Origin of the sequence: Cupriavidus laharis, from assembly GCF_914271435.1 — a bacterium.
Taxonomy (GTDB): Bacteria; Pseudomonadota; Gammaproteobacteria; order Burkholderiales; family Burkholderiaceae; genus Cupriavidus; species Cupriavidus laharis.
Genome location: NZ_CAJZAI010000002.1, coordinates 109,173 through 133,611, shown reverse-complemented (window position 1 = coordinate 133,611; position 24,439 = coordinate 109,173). Strand labels below are relative to the sequence as shown.

The window sequence follows — 24,439 nt, the reverse complement described above, 5'->3', positions numbered from 1 at the left end:
GGTTGTCAGGTGCCGGTCGCGTAGAAGGCGTCTGCGTAGATGTGCGCGGGCTGCACGCCCTTGCTGCGCAGGAGCAGCGTGGCTGCGTCCACCATCGGCGGCGCGCCGCACAGGTAGGCGCGCCAGCCCTGCAGGTCGGTGAAATCGGCCGCGACGGCCTCGGTGACCAGGCCCGTGCGCAATCCGGTGTCGTCGCCCGGGATTGTCGACACGATGTCGACGCGCAGCCGTGGATGCCGTTGCGAAAGCTCGCGCAGCCAGTCAAGCCCATAGGCGTCGCGCGGCGAGCGCACACCGAAGTAGACATGGATCGGGTTGGGCAGCTCCGCCGCAATCGCGCCGCGCACGATCGACAGCACGGGGGCCAGCCCGGTGCCGCCTGCGATGCAGAGAATCGGATCGTCGTTGCGCGTGCGCAGGTATGACGTGCCGAGCGGGCCGCTGACGCGAACCGCGTCGCCAACCTTCAGCGTGTTGCGGATGTAGCTGGTGACCCGGCCGTCGGGCACCAGCCGCACATGGAATTCCAGCTCGCCGTCACTGGCCAGGCGCGCCATGGAGTACGGGCGGATATGGTCCGGCGTGAACTGCAGCATCGCGTACTGGCCCGGCGAGAACGACAGCGCCTTGGACGGCGCGAGCCGGATCATGCGGATATCGTGGGTGAGATCGGCCAGCGCGGTGACGGTCGCCTTGACGATGCGCGCAGGGTGCACGACCACCTCGTCGGGCTCGGGGATTTCGATGGTGCAGTTCCCCGTCACGACCGACTGGCATGCCAGCACGTGGCGCTGCGCGCTGTGGTCGGCGTTGTGGAACGCGTAGCCGCCGGCCTCGTGAATATCTCCGTCGATCACACGGCAGCGGCAGGTGCCGCAGCGGCCCGCCATGCAGCTGTACGAAATAGGGATGTCGTGCTTCTGCAGCGCGGTCAGCAGGTTCTCGCCGCCGGCAACGTCGAGGCGTTTGCCCAGCGGCTGGACGAGGACTTCCATGATGTCTCCGGCAAGTGTTTGTGTTCTGGCTTGGGACGAATCATGGTGCAGCGGGCAAAATTAACCAATAGAATCACGGCAATACTGGATATTCACCAAATCAATAAAGGTGAGCCGTGGAACTGAAGGATGTGGATCTGAACCTGCTTGTCGTGTTCGAGCACCTGCTGCGCGAGCGGACAGTGTCGGGTGCCGCGAAGACGCTGAACCTGAGCCAGCCCGCTGTCAGCAACGCACTGGCACGCCTGCGGCGGATGTTCGACGACGAGCTATTTGTGCGGAGCAGCAAGGGCATGCTGCCCACGCCGCTCGCGCAGGAGCTGGCGGAGCCAGTCGCTTATGCCCTTGAATCCCTGCAGGTCGCGCTGAGCCAGAAGGTCTCGTTCGACCCGCTGCGCAGCGACCGGTCATTCCGGATTGCGATGACCGATATCGGCGAAGTGCACTTCATCCCGCGGCTGATGGGAGCGCTGCGGGAGCGCGCGCCGGGTGTCGCGGTGGCGACGGTGCGCAACACGGCCGTGGACCTGGCGTCGGAGATGAGCCTGGGCAAGATCGACCTTGCGGTGGGGCCGCTGCCGGAACTCGGCTCGGAGTTCTTCCAGCGGAGGTTGTTCCGCCAGCGCTACGTGTGCATGTTCCGGCCCGGCCATGCGCTGGACAAGCGCACCGTCAGCCGGCGCGACTTCGAGGATGCGGAGCACGTTGTGGTGACCGCAGCGGGCACCGGCCATGCCCGTGTCGACGAAATCCTCGCGCAACGCGGCGTGCGGAGAAAGATTCGCCTGCGCGTGCCGCACTTTGCGGCGCTGGCCGATATCGTTGCCAGCTCGGATCTCGTGGCGACGGTGACCGAGACCTTTGCACGGCGCAGCGCCACATACTTTGGGCTCAGGTATATCGAGCATCCCATCGATCTGCCGGAAATCCAGATCAATCTGTTCTGGCACACCCGATATCATCGCGATCCCGCGAACCAGTGGTTGCGCAAGGAGTTCGTCAGCCTGTTCTCCGACTGAGCCTGAGGGGGCAGCGCAATCAGCGGCCTTCGTTCGCGGCTTCTGTTGCCAGGAGCGCCCAGCCTTGCGGGCCGTCATCCTTTGCTTCCCGGTAACGCCAGATCGCGCCGCAGTCCGAACAGCGGAATGTACTCAGGGTGACGGTGACAGATCGTGGAATCCTGCGCCGCTGCGTATCGACGATGCGTAGCGCGGGATGGCCAGGAACCCCGGCTGTGTCGGGCGTCAGTGTGAGGCAGTTTGCACAGAGCGACATGCTGGCCTCTTGCATGGAAAGGGACTCACTGTAGCACGCATGACTGGCTTTGCCCGCATATGGCATTCGCAATGCAGAGTTTCTTCGCCAGTGCTGTCGTGAAGTCGTTATCCCGGTGAAATAAAGGCACTCCTGGCCTCATAAGAGGAGTAGAGTGGGCGATAACCTCAAATACCCCGGAGCGTGCCATGGATGCTTTTCCGACTGCCACTTACAAGGGGTATGACCTTTACCCCCTGATTTACCGCCACACTGCGGAACGTGCCTGGATGGAGCGCAGGCCAGACCGGTCCTTCAATGCTGCGGTGGTGATCTGCCGTGAAGGCGGACACCCGGAAGGCGAGCAGGCGCGCACTTTTCGTCTCGACGCCACGCCCTGGGACAACGTGGGCGCGGCACGGCGCGCTGTCCTTCGCTATGCCGAGGACATTATCAACGGCGCTATTCCCGGCCAATCCGTCGTTTCTCTCTGAGTTCGTCGTCGACAGCTGTTTTCTATTGCGCCCACGAAGTCCTTGGGCAACAGCGGCGTCAGGTCGCCTGGAGCACGAGTACAGCCATGAATAATGCCGCTGCATCATCCGGCTTCCTCTGCACGCTGCCGGGGGAAGGCAAGGGAATTGCCTACCATGTTGCTGTCTGCCTTGCCGGTGCGGGCCATCCGACGGGAGTCAGGTTCACCAGCTTTGTCGGTGACGGCAGGCGGTCGTTCGAGGTGCTGACCGAGGCGGCTTCGCTTCCCGGCGCGCTTGCGTCGAGCTGCGAGGCATTGTGCCGTCTGGCCATCGGGCAGGTGGTCCGCGACCACCTCTACGAAAAAACGAGAGAAGGCGACTCCGTGCTGGACACGGATGCCATGGCCTGGGACGGTGAACTCAGGCCGGTAGGCGCCGGCGTTACCCCGGGCAGGCCACGGCAACGCTTCCCGGTTTGAAGCAGTGGACTAGGCACTAGATGCTGAATTCCGGATTGCCGTAGCGCGTCAGCAACGACTCTATCAGTGCCATGTCCTGCGTCTTCGGCGTGCGGTCTTCGACGGTGCGCGACGGACCGCAGTAGGTTGCGGTCACGTGGCGGCGTACTGTCAGCACACCAGTTTCCGGTGGCTCAACATCGACCGGCTGCCACGGTGTGTGCCGGTAACTGCCGGCAATCCAGCCGGCCGACGTCAGATGCAGTTCTTCCCATTCGTCGCTGTTCGACATGGTTTCTCCTTTGCTTAAGTGGTTCGGTGACTGACGTGCGGCGATGCATGCCCGCGTGACGCCAGGTTCCGCTGTAATGGCCTTGTGGCTGAAGCCGGGCCGTCAGTTGCAACGACTATGCGCGCCCGGGCAGTGAGCGCTGCACGCGCATTCGCGCGACGGCGCTTTCTCCGGCGCGGCGGGCGGCTTGCCTGGCTTCGGCTTCAGAGCAATGCGTGGCATGGCGCATCGTGACGTTGGCGACAATGCGTTCGGCGCCATTCCGGTATTCGGCGATCATGTAGTTCGCAAACCATACGCCTGGTTGTTGCTGGATCGGGTACACCGAAACGGTGAATGGTGTGATGTTGTGATTCAAATTGTTGCCTGTCTGGGGCGTTCGATCCTGCGGCCGCGTCTGGCGCATCCATGTGCGGTGCGGGCCCGCGGGGCGATCGAATGCCATTGATGAAACGTCAGTTGCGTCCCGCGCTTCGGCGCTGGTGAAAGAACTGGCGTGAGAGGGACCGTGCCTGCGCAAGCCGACGCGCCTGGTACATGCGCGAGCGTCGCGGAGCGGACGTGCCGCCGGTCGGTAGGGTTGTGGGCGACTGTCGCCCCGGAGGAGTCGGGTGTACGCCCGACAGACCGCTGATGCGCTTCGACTGATGTGGTCTGGCGGCCGGCACATTGACGCCGACACGCGTCGGCGAATGGCAAAGAGGTTAAATGATACCACCTTTGGGTGGTTCGCCGCTGGCCGGCCCATTCTGCACAGGCAAGCAAGCGATGGCGGGCGCTACTGTGGTGAACGGTCGCACTGCACATTCATGGCGCGGCAGATCTCGCACCATCTGTCCGGGTCGGGCCGGGCGGGTGCCGGGCCTGCAAGGCGGGCGGGCCAGGGCAGGGCCGCCTGCGCTGCGGTGGCCGGCCGTCGGCCGGCGCATGCATAGGTACGTACGGCGTCGCCCAGCGCCTGCAACCCGACCGGCTTGACCAGTACGCCATCCATGCCGGCCTGCAGGGCGGCTTGATGGTCTTCGGGCACGGCGCTGGCGGTGCATCCGATCACGGGAATCCGCGCCAGCGCGTCCTGGCGCGCACGCAGCGCTCGCGCAAACGCCAGGCCATCCATGACTGGCATCGCGCAGTCGCAGACCACCAGGTCGAACGGGCTCGCCTTGTCAGCCGAACTTTGCGCCAGCCGTGCGAGCGCTTCGCTGCCGTCGGCGGCGGTGTCCACGCGATGGCCCAGGTGTTCGAGCTGCCGTTGCAGCAACAGGCGGTTGGGCGGATGGTCATCCACGACCAGCACGTGCAGCGCTTGGCTGGCGGCGGCACAGGGGACACCGACAGGCGGTTCGGAAGCTGCGGGCACGCGAGCCGTGCGCAACCGCAAGGTTACCTGCACACGCGTGCCGGCGCCGGCTTCGCTTTCCAGGCGGATCCGGCCGCCCATGGCCGCGACCAGGCGGCGGCAGATGGCCAGGCCCAGGCCGGTACCACCGGACTCGGGCCGCGAGCGGCTGTGCGCCTGCTCGAACGGCTGGAACAGGCGCGCCTGGTCGGCTCGGGCGATGCCGATGCCGGTATCGGTGACTGTCAACATGATTTCCTGCATTCCCGCGTGCGCCTGGCCGCCGTGGAGATGCACGCGTACCTCGCCGTGGTCGGTGAAGCGGATGGCGTTGGAAACCAGGTTGCCCAGGACCTGCTTGAAGCGCAGCGGATCGACCATGTGTGCAGGCGTAACGCCCGCGTCGATGACCGGGATCAGCGGCAAGTGCTTCTGCGCGGCCACCGGCCCGAACATCTGCAGCACCTCGTCCACCAGCGCCGGCAGGCTGGCCGGCACGGCGTGGATGCGCAGTTTGCCGGCTTCCATCTTCGACAGGTCGAGGATGTCGTCGATCAGGGATAGCAGCGCCAGTGCCGAATCGTGCGCGGTCGAAAGCATGCGGTAGTCGTCGGGCGGCAGACCTGGCCGCTTCAGGGTCAGCTCCAGCATGCCGGCCACGGCGTTCATCGGTGTCCGGATCTCATGGCTCACCGACGCCAGGAAGGTGGACTTGGCGCGGCTGGCCGCTTCGGCGCGCGCCTTGGCTTCAGCCAGTTGCGCCAGCATGTCGTGGCGCTCGGTCAGGTCCACCCAGCCGCCAGCCAATGCCGTTACCGCCTCGCCAGAGCCGGGTAACGGCGCGACCCAGTTCAGCACGTGCCGCTTCGCGCCCTTGATGTGCAGGCAGCGGTCCTTGTTGAGCGGGCGGCCCGAGGCAATGACGTGCCGATAGTCCTCGGAGAGTTCCGCAATGTCGGCGATCACGCCTGTCAGCTGTTCCGGTATGTCCGGCGGCCGGCCGCGCAGCGAGGCCCGCGAGGCACCGATCAGTTCCTCGTAGCGGCGGTTGCAGGTGATCAGCCGCTGCGCGGCGTCGCGCACGTAGACAGGCTGGGGAATGCTGTCCAGCACCGCGGTATGCAGCGCCAGACGCTGCCGCAGCCTTGCGGCACTGGCCTGGCTGCGCGCGAGGCGGCGCCGCAGCACGCACAGGCGCACGCCGAGCAGCGCGGACGCGAGCGCCAGCGGCAGGCACACGGCCAGCCAGACGATGGGCGGAGGGAGGGCGGACAGCATTGGCGGTTGCAGGCGACAGGCATGGGGGATCGCACGGCGTTGCCGCCGCAGGGCGCGATCCCTGCACACACTCTATGGACGCCTGCATTGCCGTAGTTTCAGACTCGTCGGAGTCTGTCTGCAGAAATTTCCTATTCAGATGGGCGCTGTCCAAGCCGAGACGGTGAGCCGGTGGCGGCAGGTGTGACAGGCAAGACACCGGGCAACGCTATCATTGTCCTGCCCGTTCCCATCCGTGATGGAGCTTCCCATGCCCACTGCGTTGACAGTCCTGCTGCCTGCCTGCCTGGTGCTGATGGCCGCCTGGCTGCTGTACTTGCACCGGCGCCTGCGAGCGCTGGGCAGCCAGCGCGATGTGCTGGCTGCCATTGTCGATGCCGCGCCATACCCGATCGCCGCGCGCGACGAGGGTGGGCACTTCGTCGTGGCCAATGTGGCGCTGGAGACTTTTCTTGGCATCGGCCACGAGACCATGCTGGGCAGGACGATGGAAGACGCCGGCGTGCCGGACAATGTCATTGCGGCCGTGACATCCCCGATCGGCCGCGCCCGGTCGTCAGGCCAGCGTGTCGACGAGACGCTGCGCGTGAAGGATGCCGCCGGCGACTGGCGCGACCTGCTGTTTGCCACGCAGCCGCTGCGCCTGCCGGACGGCACCCAGGCGGGCACCATCTCGGCAACGATCGACATCACCGGCCAACTTGCCGCCGAACAGGCGGCACTCGATGCCAAGCGCATGCTCGACGAAATTTCCGACGCCTTGCCGGTGGCGTCGTTCCAGCTTTGCGCGGAACCTGGTGGCCGGCATTGGTTTTCGTATTTTTCCGCCAAGGCCGAGCAGTACCGGGGATGGTCCGCCGAGCGCCTGCTGGCTGTGGTCGACGGCGAGTATGCATCGGTACATCCCGACGACCGCCTGAAGATGGCGGATGCCCTGCATCAGTCTGCTGCCGCGCAGTCGGCGGCCCAGTTCGAATTGCGGATTCTGGTCGATGGCGAAACCCGCTGGCTGCGGCTGTTCGTGGGGGCACCCGTACGGACCGAAGCCGGCCTGTTGCGCTGGAGCGGCTATGCCGGCGATGCCACCGACGAACACCGTCAGCTCGAGGCGCTGGCAGCAGCGCGCGCCACTGCGGAAGAGGCGGCACAGGCCAAGGCACGCTTCCTGGCCACCATGACGCATGAGATCCGCACCCCGCTGGCAGCCGTCATCGGCGCGCTGGAATTGCTGCGCGGCAGTCCGATGAGCGCGCAGCAAGCCGGGGAGGTCGCGCTGGCCGACAATGCCGCGCGACTCCTGATGGAAATCCTCGACGGCATCCTGGACTACTCGCGCCTGGAAGCCGGCCAGCTGGAGCTGGAGTCGCTGCCGGTCGACCCCCGCGCGCTGGTCGAGACCGTGATGGCGGTGCACCGGCCCGCCGTTGCGGCCAAGGGGCTGGCGTTCGCGTTCGAAGCCGATCCGCGCGTTGCCGCGGCGTTGCTCGGGGACCCCACCCGGCTCAAGGAAATCCTGCTCAACCTGATTGGCAACGCGGTCAAGTTCACGGCGCAGGGCAGCATCACGGTCCGGCTGGACCTGCTCGAAGACCTGGGCGGGCGCCAGCGCGTGGCGCTCAGCGTTGCCGATACCGGCGTGGGCATTGCCCCGGAGCAGCAGGAGCAGCTGTTCGCGCCGTTTTCCCAGGCGGACAGCTCCATTTCGCGCCGCTTTGGCGGCAGCGGGCTGGGCCTGGCGATCTGCCGGCGCCTGGCGCAGCGGATGGGCGGCACGCTTACGCTGAACAGCCAGCCTGGAGCAGGTACGGCCATCGCGCTGTGCGTGACGCTGCCGGTGAGCGCCCTGGCGCAGGCGAAGGGGGAGCAGGCAGCGCCGCAACCGTTATCGATGGAACCGCTGGGCGTGCGCAAGGCCATCCTGGTGGTGGAAGACCATCTGCCGTTCCAGGTGATCATGCGCCGGCAGCTCGAAATGCTCGGGCAGGACTGTACTGTGGCCTCCGGCGGCGAAGCGGCGCTGGAACTGCTGCGGCAACAGCGCTTTGCGCTGGTGCTGACGGATTGCCAGATGCCCGGCATGGACGGTTTCGAGCTGGCATGCCGGATTCGGGCCTCCGGGCCGGGCCCCAATGCCGACGTGCCGATCGTCGCGCTGACGGCTTCGGCCGGTGCCGAGGTGGCCCGGCAATGCCAGGATGCGGGCATGGACGCCTGCCTTGCCAAGCCTGTGCGCATGGAGGACCTGCGCGCCTGCATTGCCCGGTGGGCATGTTAGGGCGCATCATCGTGCGACTGGCGCGGGCACGCCGGGCCTATGCGGCTTGTGAAAGTGCGTGATTCTGCTCCTGGTGTTCAATCGGGAAAAGTCGTACCGGCACTCGGAAATTTCCTGCGCCTGTGCGGAAAAATGCTGAGCACAATGATGTGCCAGACCATAAATGCCTGCCGAATCCATCCGCAGGTGATGCCATTAGCGATGGAGGGCTTGCCGTGGCCACAATCCTGATCGTCGACGACCATCCCGCGGTGCGGGTCGTGCTGAAGACGCACCTGTCCCAGGTCCTCGGCGTGACGCACGTCCTGGAGGCGGATAACGGCCAGGCTGCCGTCGAGATCGTGCGCCAGTATGCGCCGGATGTCGTGATCCTGGACCTGGACATTCCGCGCATCAACGGCCTCGACGTCATTCCCCGGCTCAAGGCCATCCAGCCGACCGTGCGCATTCTGGTGATCTCCGGCCAGGATCAGAACACCTTCGCGCCGCGCGCCCGGCAGGCCGGCGCCAACGGCTATGTCAGCAAGACCCAGGAACTGCCAGAGATTGTCCGCTGCGTCGAATCGGTGCTGGCCGGCTATTCGGTCATGCCCGACGTGGACAGCGGACGCGCCGACGGGCTGGACGAGGCGCGCCGGCTGGGCAGCCTGTCCGACAAGGAACTGGTGATCATGCAGATGCTGGCCAAGGGCATGTCCAACAAGCAGATCGGGGAGGTGCTGTTCATCTCCAACAAGACCGTCAGCACCCACAAGACCCGCATCATGGAAAAGCTGGGCGCGCGCTCGCTGGTCGACGTGATCGATTTTGCCCGGCGGCACCACATCGCCATCGGCTGACGAGGGATCGCCATGCATGACGCAATCATCCTGGCCCAGTCCGGCAGCGCCTGGAGCGAGCCGCTGGCGCAGTGGCTGTGCGACGCGGGTTTGTCGGCGCAATGCGTGACGGCCGCCGGGGCCGATGCGGTGCTGGCTGCCGCAGTGCCGCGCCTCATCGCTGGCGCTCCGGACACTGTCGCCACACCCTTGCTGCAGCGCGCGCGCCGCGAGGGGGCGCTGCTGGTCTGTGTAGGCCCCGCGCACGCGGACTTCTGCGACGATGCGCTGGCTGAGCCCGTGGCCGAAGCGGCCGTTTTCCGGCTGCTGGCCCGGCACCGGTACGTGGCCATTTCAGGCAGCGAGCGTGCTGGCCTGGCTGATGCCATTGCGCGCCAGACCTTTGGCGACGCCGCCCTTGCCGCTGAACTGGTGCAGGCACTCGCGACATCAACGGAATCCGACCTGGAAAGGCTGGAGGCGGAAGGCAACAGCCTGGAAACCTTGCGCAGCGTGGCACACCGCGTGAAGGCGTCGGCGCATCTTGCCGGCTGCCACGGGTTCCGCCGGCTCGCGCAAAGGCTGGAAGACACGGCCAGGAGCGGCGATGCCGCGCTGGCGGAGGCGGTGGCCGGGATATTTGTGCCAACCGCGTGCGAATTCCGCGCGATGCTCGTCGCCGGTTCCGGCGAATAACCGGAAATCTTATCCATACGGTAATTCACCGGATTCAAAAATCCGTGATCGGTATTATTCTTATTTAAATCCCGTGCCTGAATAAAGATATAAGAGGAATTAAATCGATCAATACATGCGGGTGCGGAATGAATAACGGAGGCCTGCATCCCGGGTAATCAGTTATCCCGGCGCGTTGCGGCTCCGGCAGGCAGTTTCGTTTGGGTTTCCATTCACGCTTGTCTGGGGACGGGTCATGAGTCACGCCGTGGCGATCATGCCGGAATCATCCTTCTGTTTCCACCTGGCCGGGTTAGCAGTACTGGTACTCCTGCTGGGTGTGGCGCGCGCAGTGTGGTTCGTGTTTTCCCGCCGCGAAGGACGGCGCGAGCGCGCCATGCAGCTCGCCGCGGCGGCCACGCGCTGCGGGCTGGCGCTCGGGGCGATGTGGACAGCCATCGTCTATGGTAGCGGCGCCCTGGAGCGGGCAGGCGCCCACAATTGCCGGCGCCTGCCCACGCCCGATGCGTCGGCGCGATACGAGGCGGAATACTGCTACCTCTCGCAGCACAAGGTACTGGTACGCGTGTACAGCGTTCGCCGCAATGTCCTGCTTGCCGAGCGTACGTTCGCGAACTCGGGCCCGGTGGGCTTGCGCTGGGATCGCGGCGTGCTCGTCTTCGATCCGGGCGCCATCGATGGCAAGGGCACGCTCATTCTGCCGCCGACCCTGCGCGACCGCTTGCTGGCCCGTCTCCCCTGAACGATGCCTGGCGCCGCAAAAGCGCGTCCATTTGCCTATGCTGGATGGCAGGACCACTGCCACGACCGCCGCCTGGCGGTAGCAAGAAGGGGGCTGCCATGCTCATTCCCGCCGTGCAACGTCCCGCCCGCGAAGTGATGGAAGCGTACCGGGGCCTGCTGCAGATGTACGACTCCGTCACCTGTGCGTTGTCTGACTGCATGGGGCGCTTCGGCGCCATGTCCGCGGCGATGCGGCCGGTGTTCGAGCCGGTGTCGTTCGCGGGCCCCGCGGTCACCGCGCGCACGCTGGCTTCCGACCTGGCTGCGCCGCTCAAGGCCATTGACGTGAGCGAGCCCGGCGACGTAGTTGTGGTCGACGCACACACGGCCGACAGCACAGCATTCTGGGGCGAGAACATGACTATGTCGGCCATGAACCGGGGCGTGGTTGCCGCCGTCATCGATGGTGCCTGCCGGGACGTCACGGAAATCCGGAGGCTCCGGTTTCCGGTGGTATGCCGCGGCATTGTGCCCAACGTGGCGGCAGTAGCCGGCTATGGCGAGGTGAACGTGCCGGTGCAATGCGGCGGCATCGCGCTGAACCCCGGCGACATCGTGGTGGGCGACGAGAACGGCGTGGTCGTGGTGCCGCTGGCGCGCGCCCAGGAAATCTTGCAGAAGGCCGAGCAGTTGCTCGAGACCGAGCATGTGCTCCAGGAAAGGCTGCGTGCAGGCGGCACCACCGTGGGCGAACTGATCGGCGTGGACGAGGTCTTTGCCAGCACCTTTGCCTACCAGCAGCGAGCCACCCGCTGAGGCGCCAGTCGGCCCGGTGCTGCCGGATCGCGGCGTCTGCTAGCGCGTTGGAAGCCGGGCCATGCGACACTTGCGCATGGCCGCAAGCAGGATTTCAGCATGGGAGCAATGGCTTTCGCCTGCTTCAGCGGCTGTGTCCCGGCTCAGCCGGGCATGGCTGGACCATGAGAGTTCGACATCATAACAAGGCATGAATCGACGCGATTCCCGACGTGACCCGGTGGTCAGGGCAAACAATGCGGGCGGTGCGCTGCTTTGCGGGAGGATCAGGAGGCCGGTCGCGAGTAGGGATCGGGCAAGCCCTGGCCTTGCACCCGGCCGCGACATCAAACGCTTGCGGGATAGGGCGTCGCTGCCCGGACGCCGGTTGTCGGGGGCTGCACGATGAGCCGCAAGCCGGAGCGATACCAGGGTGACTACGTCGCCTGGACCGGTGGCTGCATGTTCATCGGTTCAGGGGGCGGACCTGTTGCGCCGCATGCGCATTACGCGATCCAGCTGGTGATCGGAGCCCCGTCGGGCCTTCAAGTCCAGTCAGGCCATCGCGGGCAATCGATGGCTTGCCAGGGCGCGCTCGTGCCGTCCCGCGCCGTGCACAGCATAGATGTCTCGTTGTGCGACTGGACCGCGGTGCTGTTCATCGAGCCGGAGACGCTGGAAGGCCGCGCGCTGTCGGCTCGGATGGGCGGGCAAGTCGAGTTGCTTGGCGGAGAGGCGCTGGCGAGCGCGGTTGCGAGGCTGGAGCAGGCATGGCGGACGACCGGGACCGTGGAGGCGGTGCAGGACGTCGCGCAGGCACTGGTGAGCTCGCTTTCGCGGACCATCCCGCACGTGCCGTCGGATCCACGCGTATTGAAGGCGATCGAGCATATCCGTTCGCATCGCGGCGATGCGCCGAGCCTTGAGGAAGTGGCTGCGGTCGTGCACCTGTCAGCGAGCAGGTTCCGCCATGTCTTTGTCGAGCAAACCGGGATGCCGCTGAGGACCTACCAGCTCTGGCGCCGGCTGCTCAAGGCCTGGGAAATCCTCATGCAGGGGGACAACCTCGCGAATGCCGCCCACGCAGCGGGCTTTGCCGACTCGGCACACCTGTCGCGCACGTGCCGCACGATGTTCGGCCTGGCTCCCTCCGCCATGCAGATGAAGGGGCCGCTGAGCGAGCGGTTGCGCGCGCCATCCTCCTACCTGGGCTGATCGACCGCGCCGGACAGTGTGCCGAGAAATGCTGCCAGGTCCTCGACGTCCTGCGGCGATAGCCGGATGGCCTGCCGCTGTCGTGGTGCCTCGCCAGGGCGCGCCAGTTCGCTTCGCCCGATCGCGGCTTCTGGTGCTTCCACATAATGCCGGACCACGTCTTGCAGCGTTGTGATCTGCCCGGCGTGCATGTACGGCGCGCGATCCGCGACGTTGCGCAGGCTCGGCGTGCGGAACGCGCCAAGGTGCGCAGGGTCGTTTGTCGCCAGGAAATTCAGCTCGCCGCACTGTTCGGGCTTTGCGTCGCTGTACGGGCCAAGGCAATTGAACTCGTCGCGGAGCAGTTTCGGGATGGCATCGGCACGCCCGCGGTCGGGACGCCGGGGATCCAGCGGCGGGACGCCCGTGTTGTGGAAGGCATGGTCGCTCAGCATCGGGCCGTTGTGGCAGGTAATGCACTGGCCCTTGCCCAGGAAGAGCCGCAGCCCGCGCACCTCCTGGACGGTCAGCACGTCCTGGCCGGGACGGTCTGCGGCGAGGGTGGACCTGACATAACGGTCGAAGCGCGAAGGACCATACTGCACGCGGCTTTCATAGGCGGCAATGGCCTTGCCCATGTTGGCGAAGATGCGGTTCACCTGTTCCCGCGCGGCGGGCGGCAGCGCCGCCCAGGCCGCACGCTCGTCCTGCGTGCCCAGCGGCGAGGCGTCGGGCGGAAGCGACGGCATTGCCGGCAGCGGCCCGAAGACCCGCTCGTACTGCGCGGCGTATTGAGACTGCATGATCCGGGCAAACCGTACCCTGTTGCCGCCGTGCTCGGCACCGTCCTCCATGGGCCCCAGCGCCTGGGACCACAGGCTGTCCTTGCGGCCGTCCCAGAACAGGAACGGTGCGCCCGCCGCACCCATCACCGGCATGGTCCGGCGCTTGCCGGTGCCGATGCCCTGGCCCACGGGCCGTCCATCCTCGAACTGCCCGGCGGGCGTGTGGCAGCTTGCGCATGAGACGCGGCCATTGCGGCTCAGGCGCGGATCATTGAACAGCGCCCGGCCCAGGCTGGCCGCGTTGCGGCTGCGCTCATGGATATTGGATGGGTCGGCAGGCCGCGGTATCACTCGGTCCAGTTGCATGGTGGCCAGTGTCTGCAGGTCTTCCGGCACCCAGGCGTCGCGCAGTGCCGCCTGCGATGCCGATGTCGACACGCCCGCCGCGATAGCCATTGCCACCGGCATGCCCGCGAGCGCCATGCCGGCCTTGATGCCGAGCGTCTTCATTGGCGCTGCGACCGGGGGGCGATGACGATATTGAAGGCGACCTGGTCCGGTCCCGGCTCCGCGCGAATGCCAAGCCTGAGGTCCCACCAGCCGCTCATGCTGAACTTCATGCCTTCGAGGAGGTAGGTGCCGTCGTCGACCTCGCGCGTCACGCGTGGCTGCGTCGGGTAGCCGTGGCCGTGCTGCGGCATGCCGCCCGCCACCGAGAAGTGCGCGCCGTGCACGGGATTGCCATCCGGCGTCGTCAACCGGACCTTCCAGCTATGCATCTGGTTGACCGCGGGGGACGGTGCCGGCGCGACGATCGCGACCTGGTAGCGGCCACCGTCGGAAGACTTGTCGCGGGACAGGTCGAGGTCCTGTGGCGGGGTAGTGCAGCCGTAGCCGGCAAGAAGTATCGAGAACATTGCTAACGTGACCGGGAGTCTGGCAGGGGAGTACATGGGGGCGGCCTTCATTCGGCGGTGTCGATGGCATGCTGGAGATCGGCGGGAACCGGCGATGCCCGGAAGCCGCTTATGCGGGCGCTACCCGGGTTCCCGGCAGGCAGCAGGCCGAATCGCGTGAGCACGGCCGCAGCCGCGACACGCCACAGTTGTCCCGCGGCTTCCGCGATCCGGCGGTCGCGTAAAGCAAAGCGCAGCATCAGCCAGTGCACGCGCACGTGCTGGGCGGTAGACCACTGTGCGAGGACGTGGGCGCGCTCGAGGTGCCTGAAGGACGAATGGAAGTCGCCGCGCTGCGCGGCGGTGCGCGCCAGCAGAATTTCGGTGTCGATCGCCTTGAGCAGGCCGGTGGACATGCGGTACATCATGAGCTCCTGGAGAGAGTGTGTCGGTCCACAAATTGTCCGGACGCGGGCTCTCCAGCGCTTGAACGAAGGGGCTGTCCCCGCAGCCTTTTCATTCAAGCCGGCAGTTCGTTTGTTACCGCAGGAAATGGGTTCAGGGCGGGGCAGCCATGCAACGCGGCTGTCCTCAGTCTCCCAAAAACATTCCGCCAATGATCCGCCCCATCTCGTGCCGGCGCGCCACCGGCATGCGTGATGCCGCCGACACAATGCTGATGGCTGCCTCGGCATGCATGGCCATCGGCAGCGCATAGCCCACGCCGGCCACGCCGTCGGCGCCGGCGAGCGCATAGCCGTGCGCGCGGCTGCGTTCCGCGCCGCGCATCAGCTTCATCAGGCTCAGGCCGCCGGCTTCGTACTCGGCACGGTGGCGTTCGTAGTGCGCGCGGATGGTGTCGTTGTCCAGGCGTGCCAGCAGCGCCATGCTGCCGGTGCCCTGGCCCAGCAGGCGCGAACTGCCGGTCAGCATGTGGAAGGACTTGATGCGGTGGCTGCCTTCCTCCGTATGCAGGCAGTGGCCGTGGTCGCCGATGCGCACAATCAGGAAGACCGCGTCGCCGGTCAGGCGCGCCAACGCCTTCATCTTGGTCACCAGCGCGCTGCCGGGCGGGGGCCGGTTCATGGCGCGCAGCCCGAGTGACATGGCCGTGGTGCCCAGGTGCAGGCGCTTGCTGCCCGGCTCCCGCTCGATGTAGCCGGCGGCCTCCAGGAAGCGCGCCATGCGGTGCGCGGTGGTGCGGTCGATCTCCGCCTTGATGGCCAGGTCCGCCAGGGTTAACCCCGTGTCATGGTGTTCGGCCAGCAATTCCAGCAGGGCGAAGGCACGTGTAAGGCTCTGGACGCCATTGGGCGTGGATGGCTTGGCAGGCATGCGCGGCGGGCTCACGGTGGCGGAGCATTGGGTTGGGCGTGCATATTATGCACAAACTGAGCGATTGATGTTGTCCCGCGCGGCGCGGTGGTTTGCAATCAGCCCATCACGCAAACTAAGCCAGCGCCATGATTCCCATCGAGACACGCATCGACCCGTCTTCCGACTCGTTTGCCAGCCAGCGCGCCGGCATGCAGGCCCTGATCGACCGCCTGCACAGCCTGGAGCAGCGTGCCGCGGCCGCCTCCGAGCGGGCCCGCCCGGCCTTCGCCAGGCGCGGCGCGCTGCTGCCGCGCGAGCGCATCGGCCGCCTGCTCGACGCCGGCGCGCCGTTCCTGCCGATCGCGAGCCTGGCCGGCTTCGGCATGGACGACCCGAACCACGACACCTCGATCCCGGGCGGCTCGCTCGTGGCCGGCATCGGCTTCGTGTGCGGCGTGCGCTGCATGGTGCTGGCCACGGATTCCGGCATCGATGCCGGCGCCATGACCGAGGCCGGCAACATGAAGCTGATGCGCTGCCAGGAGATCGCGCTGGAGAACCGGCTGCCGTTCATCCACCTGGTCGAGTCGGCCGGCGCCAACCTGCGCAAGTACCGCGTGGACAAGTTCATCCGCGGCGGCAGCATCTTCTACAACCTGGCACGCCTGTCGGCGGCCGGCCTGCCGGTGATCACCGTGGTGCACGGATCGTCGACCGCTGGCGGTGCCTACATGCCGGGCCTGTCGGACTACGTGGTCATGGTGCGCAATCGCGCCCGCGCGTTCCTGGCCGGCCCGCCGCTGCTCAAGGCCGCCACCGGCGAGATCGCGACCGACGAGGAGCTGGGCGGCGCCGACCTGCACGCCACTGTCAGCGGCCTGGCCGAATACCTGGCTGAAGACGACGAACACGCCATTGCTACCGCGCGCGACATCGTGGCCAGCCTCGACTGGCCCGACGTGGCACTGCGCCCGGCACAGCCGGCGCGCACGCCGCGGCTGGACCCGGCCGAACTCGATGGCGTGATGACGCTGGACATGAAGCGCCCCGTGGACATGCGCGAGGTCATTGCCCGCATCGTCGACGATTCCGCGTGGCTGCCGTTCAAGCCCGACTACGGCCCCGGCACCGTGTGCGGCCATGCACGCATCGAAGGACACGCGGTAGGCTTCATTACCAACAACGGCCCGATCGACCCGGCCGGCGCGACCAAGGCCGCGCAGTTCATCCAGCTTTGCAACCAGTCGGGCACGCCGATCGTGTTCCTGCAGAACACCACGGGCTTCATCGTCGGCCGTGTATCGGAAGAGGCCGGCATGATCAAGCATGGTTCCAAGATGATCCAGGCGCTGTCGAATTCGACCGTGCCGCAGATCACGATCTACTGTGGCTCTTCGTTCGGCGCAGGCAATTTCGGCATGTGCGGCCGAGGCTTCCATCCGCGCTTCTGCTTTTCGTGGCCCAATGCACGTACCGCGGTGATGGGTGGCGAGCAGGCCGCCATGACGCTGGAGATCGTGGCGCGCCAGCAGGCCGAGCGCAAGGGCAAGCCGGTCGATGAAGCGCAGCTTGCCGCGCAGACTGCGGAGATCGTCGCGAACTTCGAGCGGCAGGCCAGCGCCTTCGTCACCAGCGGCCTGCTGCTGGACGACGGCGTGATCGATCCGCGCGATACGCGCGCCGTGCTGGCCTTCGTACTGGCCACGGCGCGTGAAGCGAACCTGCGCCAGCCGCGCGCCGTGCAGTTCGGCGTGGCCCGCCTTTGACCTATGTCCCTAGCCTACTGACCACGTCGTCTCCGCGTAGGCGGGGACCCAGCGGCTACAAAGACGCTGGATTCCCGCGTGCGCGGGAATGACGGAGGATGCCGATAGGCAGATAAATTCCTGGAGACCAACATGCTTTACACCGAAGACCACCGCAACATCATGGACAGCATCCGCCGCTTCGTGTCGGCGGAAATCGATCCGCACGTCGATGCGTGGGAAGCCGCCGAGATCTTCCCGGCGCACGAGCTGTTCAAGAAGATGGGGGACCTGGGGTTCCTGGGCATCACCAAGCCGGTCGAATACGGCGGCCTGGGTCTCGATTTCTCCTACGCCATCGCCGCGGCCGAGGCGCTCGGCTATGCGCGTGCGCAAGGCATCGGCATGGGCGTCGGCGTGCAGACCGACATGGCCACGCCGGCGCTGACCGCGTTCGGCTCCGACGCGCTCAAGCGCGAATTCCTGTCGCCGGCTATTGCCGGCGACATGGTGTGCTCGATCGGCGTATCGGAAGCCGGGGCCGGTTCCGACGTGGCCTCGCTCAAGACGCGCGCGCGCCGCGACGGCGACAACTACGTCATCACCGGCTCCAAGATGTGGATCACCAACGGCACGCAGGCCGACTGGATCTGCCTGCTGTGCAATACCTCCGAGGGCCCGGTGCACAAGAACAAGTCCCTGATCGTGGTGCCGCTCAAGGAGAACGGCAAGCGCGTGAAGGGCGTGGAAGTGCAGAAGATCAAGAAGTTCGGCATGTGGTGCTCCGACACCGCGCAGATCTTCTTCGACGAAGTGCGCGTGCCGGTGCGCAACCGCATCGGCGAAGAGGGCATGGGCTTCATCTACCAGATGAAGCAGTTCCAGGAAGAGCGCCTGAACGGCGCCGCGCGCCGCCTGGCCTGCACCGCGCTGATCGAGGAGACCGCCGAGTACCTGCGCCAGCGCATCGCATTCGGCAAGCCGCTGCTGGACAACCAGTTCATCCAGTTCAAGCTGGCCGAACTGAAGACCGAGATGGAGGCACTGCGCGCGCTGGTCTACGTGGCCACGCAGACCTATATCAACGGTGGCGAGGTGACCGAGCTGGCATCCATGGCCAAGCTCAAGGCCGGCCGCCTGTCGCGCGACGTGGCGGACTGGTGCATGCAGTTCCAGGGCGGCATGGGCTACACGTGGGATAACCACGCTTCGCGCGCCTATCGCGACTTCCGCCTGGGCTCGATCGGCGGCGGCGCCGACGAGGTGATGCTGCAGGTCATCGCCAAGCAGATGGGCCTGATGTCGCGCGGCTGAGCGCGTGTCTTTCCACCTCAACGAGACACTGCCATGCCAGATACCTCGCAGAACGATGGCGTGATCGTCCGCCGCGCCAGCGGCGTGCTGTTCGCCACGCTGAACATCCCGGCCACGCGTAATGCGCTGGCACCTGAAGTCGTCGCGGCGCTCGCCGCCGCGGTGGAACAGGCGGAGTTGGACCCCGAAGTCCGTGCGCTGGTGCTGCGCGGCGCCGGCGGCATCTTCAGCGCCGGCGGCAACGTCGGCAACTTCCAGGCGCGCCTGCAGGCCGACGCCAGCCAGGAGGACCCGGTCGCCACGCGTAACCGCCAGTTCGGCTATTTCATGGAGCGCCTGTCGGTGCTGCCGGTGCCGGTGATCGCCGCCGTGGACGGCGCGGCCATGGGTGGCGGTATGGGCCTGGCGTGCGCCGCGGACATCGTGCTGGCCACGCGCGGCGCGCGCTTCGCGCTGTCGGAGACCACGCTGGGCATCATCGCCGCGCAGATCGCGCCGTTCGTGGTGCAGCGCCTGGGCGCCGTGGCCACGCGTCGCCTTGGGCTGACCGGCGAGCGCGTCAGCGGCCAGTCCGCAGTGGCCATAGGCCTCGTCGACCAGCTTGCCGAGGACAGCGCCGAGCTGGACGCGTTGATCGCCGAATGGCTGACGCGTATCGGCCGCTGTGGCCCGCAAGCCAACCGCGTGTTCAAGACGCTGGTGGGCCGCTGCGGCCAGGAGCCGGTGGTGCCGCTGCTGGACGAGGCCTCGCGCCTGTTCGCGCAATGCATGCGCCGCGAGGGCGCCGAAGGCGTGGCGGCCTTCCGCGAGAAGCGCGACGCCGGCTGGGTGGCGCGCTTCGATGCCGACACCGTGCGCGCTGCGCAGGCCGTCGCCTGAGACTTCAAAGAGATTCACGGGATTCCTCATGCCTGCTACCCGCCGACCCTTCCATACGCTGCTCGTCGCCAATCGCGGTGAGATCGCCCTGCGCATCATGCGCTCCGCCCGCCGCCTCGGCCTGGCCACGGTGGCCGTCTATTCCGAGGCCGACCGCCACAGCCCGCATGTGGCCGCTGCGGACCGCGCCGTCTGCATCGGCGCCGCGGCGCCGCGCGAGTCGTACCTGAACATCGCGGCCATTATCGATGCCGCGCGCAGGACCGGCGCCGATGCCGTACACCCCGGCTACGGCTTCCTGGCCGAGAACGCCGAATTTGCCGAGGCCGTAGTGGCCGCCGGGCTGGTCTTTGTCGGCCCGCCGGCGCAGGCCATCCGCGCCATGGGCAACAAGGCCGAGGCCAAGCGCCTGATGCTGTCCGCCGATATGCCCTGCGTGCCTGGCTACCAGGGCACTGCGCAGGACGATGCCACGCTGCTGGCGCAGGCCGGCCAGATCGGCTTTCCGCTGATGGTCAAGGCGGCGGCCGGCGGCGGCGGGCGCGGCATGCGGCTGGTGCGCGATGCCGCGGCGTTGCCGGCTGCGCTGACCAGCGCCCGCTCTGAAGCGCAGACGGCGTTCGGCTCGGGCGAACTGATCCTGGAGCGCGCCGTGATCGCGCCGCGCCACGTGGAAATCCAGGTGTTCGCCGACACCCATGCCAATGTGATCCACCTCGGCGAGCGTGATTGCTCGGTGCAGCGCCGCCACCAGAAAGTCATCGAAGAGGCGCCGTCGCCGGCCGTAGGCCCCGCGCTGCGTGCGCGCATGGGCGAGGCCGCCGTGCGTGCCGCGCGCTCGATCGGCTACGTGGGCGCCGGCACCATGGAGTTCCTGCTCGACGGCGACGGCAACTTCTATTTCATGGAGATGAACACGCGCTTGCAGGTCGAGCACGCCGTCACCGAGGCCATCACTGGTTTCGACCTGGTCGAATGGCAGTTGCGCGTGGCAGCAGGCGAACCGCTGCCGGTCACGCAGGACGAAGTGCAGCTGAACGGCCATGCCATCGAAGTCCGCCTCACCGCCGAGGACGTGCCGGCCGGCTTCCTGCCGCAGGGCGGGCCGCTGATGCGCTGGCGCCCGCCTGCCACGGGCCGCGACGTGCGCGTGGACCATGCACTAGAAGAAGGTGGGGCCATTCCCACCCACTATGACTCGATGGTCGCCAAGCTGGTCGCGCACGGCGCCGACCGCGAAGAGGCCAGGCGCAAGCTGCTGCGCGCGGTGGAAGACTGCGTGCTGCTGGGCGTGCCGTCCAACCAGGCCTTCCTGGCCGACTGCCTCGCGAGCCCGGCGTTTGCCGGCAACGACGTCCACACCGGCTTTGTCGAAACCCATATGCAGGCTTCGCTGCAGGCCACGGTGCCGCCGCAGCACGTAGCGGCCAGCGCTGCGCTGGTAGCCGCCGGCGTGCTGGACGGCGGCAGCCGGCCTGCTGCGCTGGCGCGCGCCGCCGCCAGCGTTGCCGTGGACGCGGCTGGGCAATCGTGGCAGGCCATGCTGCGTGCCGGGCGCGACGGCTGGCATGTCAGCCTGCGCGAGCGTGATGGCGACGCGCCGGCGGGGGAATGCGTGCTGCGCGTATTGCGTGCCGATGCCGCGGCTGGTACCGCGCTGGTCGAGTGCAACGGCGTTGCATATCCGCTGGTATTTGCTACGGACAAGCATGCGCTGCACCTGTTCCAGGCCGGCCGTGCATGGAAGTTCCAGCGCCATGACCCGCGCCGCCGCCGCGATGCCGGCGATGCCGACGGCATGCTGCAGGCGCCGCTGACTGCGCGCATCGTGGCCGTGCACGTGGCCGAGGGCGACCGCGTGGAGGCCGGCCAGCCGCTGGTGGTGCTGGAAGCCATGAAGATGGAGCACATCATCGCCGCGCCGTTTGCGGGCGTGGTCGCCGAACTGGCGGCGCGCGCGGGCGGGCAGGCCAGTGCCGGTGCGCTGCTGGCCCGCGTCGAAGCCGATTCGGCAGAGAAGGAGAAGGCATGAGCGATACCGCCAAGACCGTACGCATCGGTGGCGCCTCGGGCTTCTGGGGCGACTCCGCCATCGCCACGCCGCAACTGCTGACTGTGCCGGGCATGCAATACCTGGTCTACGACTACCTGGCCGAGACCACCATGTCGATCCTGGCGCGCGCCCGCGCCAGGGACCCGGCGCTGGGCTATGCCACGGATTTCGTGAACGCCGCCATGGCGCCGAACCTCGGCGAGATCCTGCGCCGCGGCATCCGCGTTGTCGCCAACGCAGGCGGCCTCAACCCCGAGTCCTGCCGCGACGCGCTGCTGAAGGTGGCCGCGCAGCAGGGCCTGTCGCCGCGCATTGCCGTGGTCACGGGCGACGACGTGCAGCCGCAGTTCGCGCAATGGTGCACGCAGGGCCTGACGGACCTGGCGGGACAGCGCGTGCCGACCACCGAGCCGTGGTCCGCCAACGTCTACACCGGTGCACAGGGCATTGCCCGCGCACTGGAGCTCGGGGCGGACATCGTCATTGCCGGACGCTGCGTGGACAGCGCCGTGGTGGTCGGCGTGCTCGCGCACGAGTTCGGATGGGACTGGACCGACTGGGACCGCCTGGCCGCCGGCACGCTCGCCGGCCATGTCATCGAGTGCGGCGCCCAGGCTACCGGCGGGCTGTTCACCGACTGGCAGCGCGTGCCGGACTGGGACCGCATGGGTTACCCGGTGATCGACTGTGCGCATGACGGCAGCTTCGTGCTGAGCAAGCCCGAAGGCACGGGCGGGCTGATCGATCCCGCGGCAGTGGCCGAGCAGGTGCTGTACGAGGTCGGCGATCCCGCGAACTACCTGATGCCCGACGTGACCTGCGACTTCCGCGCCGTGCGCACCGAACTTGCGGCACCCGGCCAGGTGCGCGTGTGCGGTGCACGCGGCCGCGCGCCCGGCAGCCACTACAAGGGCAACGCGACGTGGCAGGACGGCTACCAGATCAGCCTGATGATGGCGATCCGCGGCATTGATGCCCCGGCCAAGGCGCGCCGCACGGCCGATGCGCTGCTCAAGCGCACGCGCGCCATGCTGGCCGAGCGTGGCTTGCCGGACTACAGCGAGACCATCGTCGAGCTGCTCGGCTGCGAATCGCAGTACGGCCCGCATGCGCGCGACCTGCCGACGCGCGAGGTGGTGCTGCGCATCGGCGCGCGCCATGAACAGGCCAAGGCGCTGAGCTTTCTGCAGCGCGAGTGCTCGTCGGCGGGGACCTCGATGGCGGCGGGCACGCGCTCCTCGTTCTCGGGCCGTGTCGACATCCAGCCCGTGGTCAAGGTCTTTTCCTTCCTGGTGCCGAAGGCCGACGTGCCGATGCGCGTGGGCTTCGAGGATGCCGAGATCGTGCTGGCCAATGCCGCCTTGTGTGGCGAGGCCACGGCGCCGGCAGCCATCGACATGCCCACACTGCCTCCGGTGCCTGGCGAGCCCCGCGTGCAGCGCCCACTGGTGGCGCTGGCTTATGCCCGCAGCGGCGACAAGGGCGACGACGAGAACATCGGCGTGATCGCGCGCCGGCCCGAGTACCTGCCGCTGCTGCGCGAGCAGCTCACGCCGCAGGCCGTGCGCGACTACTTTGCGCACCTCGTGCATGGCGAGGTGGAGCGCTTCGACGTGCCGGGCCTGCATGCGCTGAACTTCCTGATGCATGGCGCCCTGGGCGGCGGCGGCGTGGCGAGCCTGCGCTCCGACCCGCTCGGCAAGAGCTATGCGCAGATGCTGCTGGATTTCCCGATTTCCGTACCGCAAAGCTGGGCGCAAGATCCGGCCGCGCAATCGACCTGATGTAGACCCTATGCGCCGGCAACAGGCGCCCATCCGACAAGGAGGAGACATGATGCAACACAAGCCCAACGGGCGCATTCGCAGACTAATGGGCCTGGGCCTGTTCGCCGGACTGATCGCCGGCGCGATGCCGGCTGTCGCGCAGGGCGACAACTGGCCCAGCCATCCGGTGCGCGTGGTGGTGCCGTACACGCCGGGCGGCGTGTCCGACGCCGTCACGCGGCTGGTGATGCAGAAGCTGTCCGAACGCATCGGCCAGCCGGTGGTGGTGGAGAACCGCCCCGGCGCCAACGGCATGATCGGCTCGGACAACGTCGCCAAGTCCGCGCCGGACGGTTACTCGCTGCTGGTCGTGGTGGCCGCGCACGCGATCAATCCGAGCCTGTATCCGAAGATGAGCTACGACCCGATCAAGGACCTGACCGGCGTCAGCCTGATCGGCCGGATTCCGCTGCTGCTGGTGTCCAGCGCGCAGTTGCCGCCGACCAACGTGAAGGAACTGGTGAGCTGGGGCAAGGCCCATCCGGACAAGATGACCTTTGCCTCGAGCGGCAACGGCTCGGGCGCCCACCTGGCGGGCGAGCTGTTCGCACAGGCGGCCGGCGTGAAGATGACCCACGTTCCGTACAAGGGCATCTCCCCGGCGCTGCCTGACCTGTTCTCGGGCCAGGTGGCCATCATCTTCGACTCGGTCCAGACCATGATGCCGCAGGTCAAGGCCGGCAAGGTGCGTGCGCTGGCGATCTCCAGCCCCACGCGCTGGCCGGCTGCGCCGGACGTGCCGACCATGGCCGAGGCCGGCTATCCGACCGTGACGGCCAGCAGCTGGATCGGGCTGATCGCGCCGGCGAAGACGCCGCCCGCGGTGCTGGCGAAGATCTCGGCGGAGATGGACGCCGTGCTGCGCCAGCCGGACGTCCGGGCAAGGCTGATCGACTATGGCATTGACCCGGTGGGCGGCAAGGCCGAGCAGTTCCAGGCCTTCATCAAGGACGAGTCGGTCCGGTGGGGCGAAGTGGTCAGGAAGGGCGGCGTGAAGGTCGAGTGAGCCGGCAGGCCGCCAGCCCGCATCG

23 protein-coding genes are annotated in these 24,439 nt (G+C 67.4%); 15 read left to right on the top strand and 8 right to left on the bottom strand.

What is annotated here, in order from left to right:
- Positions 1-5: 5 nt before the first annotated feature.
- Positions 6-995, bottom strand: a complete 990-nt coding sequence (locus LDO29_RS04435; protein WP_224078585.1) for a 2Fe-2S iron-sulfur cluster-binding protein — start codon at positions 993-995, stop codon at positions 6-8.
- 116 nt (positions 996-1,111) lie between these two features.
- Here LDO29_RS04435 and LDO29_RS04430 point away from each other — a divergent pair, with 116 nt between their 5' ends.
- The 3 genes from LDO29_RS04430 to LDO29_RS04420 all read left to right on the top strand — a co-directional run bounded on the left by LDO29_RS04430 (position 1,112) and on the right by LDO29_RS04420 (position 3,204).
- Entirely contained in the window at positions 1,112-2,014 is a 903-nt protein-coding gene (locus LDO29_RS04430; protein WP_224078584.1) for a LysR family transcriptional regulator, read from the top strand.
- A gap of 444 nt (positions 2,015-2,458) precedes the next feature.
- The gene (locus LDO29_RS04425) at positions 2,459-2,743 is read left to right on the top strand and encodes a hypothetical protein (protein WP_224078583.1); all 285 of its coding nucleotides are present in this window, start codon (positions 2,459-2,461) and stop codon (positions 2,741-2,743) included.
- Between the two features lie 86 nt (positions 2,744-2,829).
- Positions 2,830-3,204 carry a hypothetical protein gene (locus LDO29_RS04420; protein WP_224078582.1) on the top strand — a complete coding sequence of 125 codons (375 nt, stop codon included), beginning with the start codon at positions 2,830-2,832 and terminating at the stop codon, positions 3,202-3,204.
- A 16-nt stretch (positions 3,205-3,220) separates the two neighbouring features.
- Here the strand turns inward: LDO29_RS04420 and LDO29_RS04415 are convergent, their stop codons facing one another.
- The 3 genes from LDO29_RS04415 to LDO29_RS04405 form a co-directional block, all read right to left on the bottom strand.
- Positions 3,221-3,475: a translation initiation factor 1 gene (locus LDO29_RS04415; RefSeq protein ID WP_224078581.1), complete on the bottom strand. Its 255-nt coding sequence runs from the start codon at positions 3,473-3,475 to the stop codon at positions 3,221-3,223.
- A 115-nt stretch (positions 3,476-3,590) separates the two neighbouring features.
- Positions 3,591-3,920, bottom strand: a complete 330-nt coding sequence (locus tag LDO29_RS04410; protein WP_224078580.1) for a hypothetical protein — start codon at positions 3,918-3,920, stop codon at positions 3,591-3,593.
- Positions 3,921-4,253: 333 nt separating this feature from the next.
- Positions 4,254-6,092, bottom strand: coding sequence for an ATP-binding protein (locus LDO29_RS04405; protein ID WP_224078579.1), 1,839 nt, complete (start codon positions 6,090-6,092; stop codon positions 4,254-4,256).
- Between the two features lie 250 nt (positions 6,093-6,342).
- On the opposite strand from LDO29_RS04405, the gene LDO29_RS04400 reads away from it, so the two are divergent.
- The 6 genes from LDO29_RS04400 to LDO29_RS04375 all read left to right on the top strand — a co-directional run bounded on the left by LDO29_RS04400 (position 6,343) and on the right by LDO29_RS04375 (position 12,614).
- A complete protein-coding gene (locus LDO29_RS04400; RefSeq protein ID WP_224078578.1) occupies positions 6,343-8,367 on the top strand; it encodes a hybrid sensor histidine kinase/response regulator in 2,025 nt (674 codons plus the stop codon).
- Positions 8,368-8,582: 215 nt separating this feature from the next.
- Positions 8,583-9,206 carry a response regulator transcription factor gene (locus LDO29_RS04395; protein WP_224078577.1) on the top strand — a complete coding sequence of 208 codons (624 nt, stop codon included), beginning with the start codon at positions 8,583-8,585 and terminating at the stop codon, positions 9,204-9,206.
- Positions 9,207-9,218: 12 nt separating this feature from the next.
- Positions 9,219-9,881, top strand: a complete 663-nt coding sequence (locus tag LDO29_RS04390) for an Hpt domain-containing protein (RefSeq protein WP_224078576.1) — start codon at positions 9,219-9,221, stop codon at positions 9,879-9,881.
- Between the two features lie 235 nt (positions 9,882-10,116).
- Positions 10,117-10,623 (top strand): hypothetical protein, encoded by a 507-nt coding sequence (locus LDO29_RS04385; protein WP_224078575.1) that lies wholly within the window; start codon positions 10,117-10,119, stop codon positions 10,621-10,623.
- 98 nt (positions 10,624-10,721) lie between these two features.
- On the top strand, positions 10,722-11,420 hold the full coding sequence (locus LDO29_RS04380) for an RraA family protein (RefSeq protein WP_224078574.1): 699 nt from the start codon (positions 10,722-10,724) through the stop codon (positions 11,418-11,420).
- 384 nt (positions 11,421-11,804) lie between these two features.
- Positions 11,805-12,614 carry a helix-turn-helix domain-containing protein gene (locus LDO29_RS04375; protein WP_224078573.1) on the top strand — a complete coding sequence of 270 codons (810 nt, stop codon included), beginning with the start codon at positions 11,805-11,807 and terminating at the stop codon, positions 12,612-12,614.
- On the opposite strand, the gene LDO29_RS04370 is transcribed toward LDO29_RS04375, so the two are convergent.
- The 4 genes from LDO29_RS04370 to LDO29_RS04355 all read right to left on the bottom strand — a co-directional run bounded on the left by LDO29_RS04370 (position 12,602) and on the right by LDO29_RS04355 (position 15,609).
- A complete protein-coding gene (locus LDO29_RS04370; RefSeq protein ID WP_224078572.1) occupies positions 12,602-13,888 on the bottom strand; it encodes a cytochrome-c peroxidase in 1,287 nt (428 codons plus the stop codon). The genes LDO29_RS04375 and LDO29_RS04370 overlap by 13 nt on opposite strands.
- Positions 13,885-14,295 (bottom strand): FixH family protein, encoded by a 411-nt coding sequence (locus LDO29_RS04365; RefSeq protein WP_224078571.1) that lies wholly within the window; start codon positions 14,293-14,295, stop codon positions 13,885-13,887. Before LDO29_RS04365 ends, LDO29_RS04370 begins: the two co-directional genes overlap by 4 nt.
- A 47-nt stretch (positions 14,296-14,342) precedes the next feature.
- Positions 14,343-14,690, bottom strand: a complete 348-nt coding sequence (locus tag LDO29_RS04360) for a DUF3703 domain-containing protein (RefSeq protein WP_224078570.1) — start codon at positions 14,688-14,690, stop codon at positions 14,343-14,345.
- Positions 14,691-14,865: 175 nt separating this feature from the next.
- Positions 14,866-15,609 carry an IclR family transcriptional regulator gene (locus LDO29_RS04355; protein WP_224078569.1) on the bottom strand — a complete coding sequence of 248 codons (744 nt, stop codon included), beginning with the start codon at positions 15,607-15,609 and terminating at the stop codon, positions 14,866-14,868.
- A 128-nt stretch (positions 15,610-15,737) separates the two neighbouring features.
- Here LDO29_RS04355 and LDO29_RS04350 point away from each other — a divergent pair, with 128 nt between their 5' ends.
- The 6 genes from LDO29_RS04350 to LDO29_RS04325 all read left to right on the top strand — a co-directional run bounded on the left by LDO29_RS04350 (position 15,738) and on the right by LDO29_RS04325 (position 24,414).
- The gene (locus LDO29_RS04350) at positions 15,738-17,357 is read left to right on the top strand and encodes an acyl-CoA carboxylase subunit beta (RefSeq protein WP_224078568.1); all 1,620 of its coding nucleotides are present in this window, start codon (positions 15,738-15,740) and stop codon (positions 17,355-17,357) included.
- 132 nt (positions 17,358-17,489) lie between these two features.
- The gene (locus LDO29_RS04345; protein WP_224078567.1) at positions 17,490-18,650 is read left to right on the top strand and encodes an acyl-CoA dehydrogenase family protein; all 1,161 of its coding nucleotides are present in this window, start codon (positions 17,490-17,492) and stop codon (positions 18,648-18,650) included.
- 33 nt (positions 18,651-18,683) lie between these two features.
- Positions 18,684-19,529 (top strand): enoyl-CoA hydratase/isomerase family protein, encoded by an 846-nt coding sequence (locus LDO29_RS04340; protein ID WP_224078566.1) that lies wholly within the window; start codon positions 18,684-18,686, stop codon positions 19,527-19,529.
- A 28-nt stretch (positions 19,530-19,557) separates the two neighbouring features.
- Entirely contained in the window at positions 19,558-21,561 is a 2,004-nt protein-coding gene (locus LDO29_RS04335) for an acetyl/propionyl/methylcrotonyl-CoA carboxylase subunit alpha (RefSeq protein ID WP_224078565.1), read from the top strand.
- Positions 21,558-23,366, top strand: coding sequence for an acyclic terpene utilization AtuA family protein (locus tag LDO29_RS04330; protein ID WP_224078564.1), 1,809 nt, complete (start codon positions 21,558-21,560; stop codon positions 23,364-23,366). The genes LDO29_RS04335 and LDO29_RS04330 overlap by 4 nt, the downstream gene beginning before the upstream one ends.
- A gap of 49 nt (positions 23,367-23,415) precedes the next feature.
- Complete coding sequence (locus tag LDO29_RS04325) at positions 23,416-24,414, top strand: Bug family tripartite tricarboxylate transporter substrate binding protein (protein ID WP_224078563.1); 999 nt, start codon at positions 23,416-23,418, stop codon at positions 24,412-24,414.
- The last annotated feature ends 25 nt before the right edge of the window (positions 24,415-24,439 follow it).

Excerpts from the sequence above, each read along its gene's own strand:
- LDO29_RS04385 (WP_224078575.1), top strand. The coding sequence starts at position 10,117 with ATGAGTCACGCCGTGGCGATCATGCCGGAATCATCCTTCTGTTTCCAC.
- LDO29_RS04390 (WP_224078576.1), top strand. The coding sequence starts at position 9,219 with ATGCATGACGCAATCATCCTGGCCCAGTCCGGCAGCGCCTGGAGCGAG.
- LDO29_RS04365 (WP_224078571.1), bottom strand. The coding sequence starts at position 14,295 with ATGTTCTCGATACTTCTTGCCGGCTACGGCTGCACTACCCCGCCACAG.
- LDO29_RS04380 (WP_224078574.1), top strand. The coding sequence starts at position 10,722 with ATGCTCATTCCCGCCGTGCAACGTCCCGCCCGCGAAGTGATGGAAGCG.
- LDO29_RS04335 (WP_224078565.1), top strand. The coding sequence starts at position 19,558 with ATGCCTGCTACCCGCCGACCCTTCCATACGCTGCTCGTCGCCAATCGC.
- LDO29_RS04330 (WP_224078564.1), top strand. The coding sequence starts at position 21,558 with ATGAGCGATACCGCCAAGACCGTACGCATCGGTGGCGCCTCGGGCTTC.
- LDO29_RS04340 (WP_224078566.1), top strand. The coding sequence starts at position 18,684 with ATGCCAGATACCTCGCAGAACGATGGCGTGATCGTCCGCCGCGCCAGC.
- LDO29_RS04435 (WP_224078585.1), bottom strand. The coding sequence starts at position 995 with ATGGAAGTCCTCGTCCAGCCGCTGGGCAAACGCCTCGACGTTGCCGGC.
- LDO29_RS04345 (WP_224078567.1), top strand. The coding sequence starts at position 17,490 with ATGCTTTACACCGAAGACCACCGCAACATCATGGACAGCATCCGCCGC.
- LDO29_RS04400 (WP_224078578.1), top strand. The coding sequence starts at position 6,343 with ATGCCCACTGCGTTGACAGTCCTGCTGCCTGCCTGCCTGGTGCTGATG.
- LDO29_RS04370 (WP_224078572.1), bottom strand. The coding sequence starts at position 13,888 with ATGAAGACGCTCGGCATCAAGGCCGGCATGGCGCTCGCGGGCATGCCG.
- LDO29_RS04375 (WP_224078573.1), top strand. The coding sequence starts at position 11,805 with ATGAGCCGCAAGCCGGAGCGATACCAGGGTGACTACGTCGCCTGGACC.
- LDO29_RS04350 (WP_224078568.1), top strand. The coding sequence starts at position 15,738 with ATGATTCCCATCGAGACACGCATCGACCCGTCTTCCGACTCGTTTGCC.
- LDO29_RS04415 (WP_224078581.1), bottom strand. The coding sequence starts at position 3,475 with ATGTCGAACAGCGACGAATGGGAAGAACTGCATCTGACGTCGGCCGGC.
- LDO29_RS04420 (WP_224078582.1), top strand. The coding sequence starts at position 2,830 with ATGAATAATGCCGCTGCATCATCCGGCTTCCTCTGCACGCTGCCGGGG.
- LDO29_RS04355 (WP_224078569.1), bottom strand. The coding sequence starts at position 15,609 with ATGCCTGCCAAGCCATCCACGCCCAATGGCGTCCAGAGCCTTACACGT.
- LDO29_RS04425 (WP_224078583.1), top strand. The coding sequence starts at position 2,459 with ATGGATGCTTTTCCGACTGCCACTTACAAGGGGTATGACCTTTACCCC.
- LDO29_RS04360 (WP_224078570.1), bottom strand. The coding sequence starts at position 14,690 with ATGTCCACCGGCCTGCTCAAGGCGATCGACACCGAAATTCTGCTGGCG.
- LDO29_RS04410 (WP_224078580.1), bottom strand. The coding sequence starts at position 3,920 with ATGGCATTCGATCGCCCCGCGGGCCCGCACCGCACATGGATGCGCCAG.
- LDO29_RS04325 (WP_224078563.1), top strand. The coding sequence starts at position 23,416 with ATGATGCAACACAAGCCCAACGGGCGCATTCGCAGACTAATGGGCCTG.
- LDO29_RS04405 (WP_224078579.1), bottom strand. The coding sequence starts at position 6,092 with ATGCTGTCCGCCCTCCCTCCGCCCATCGTCTGGCTGGCCGTGTGCCTG.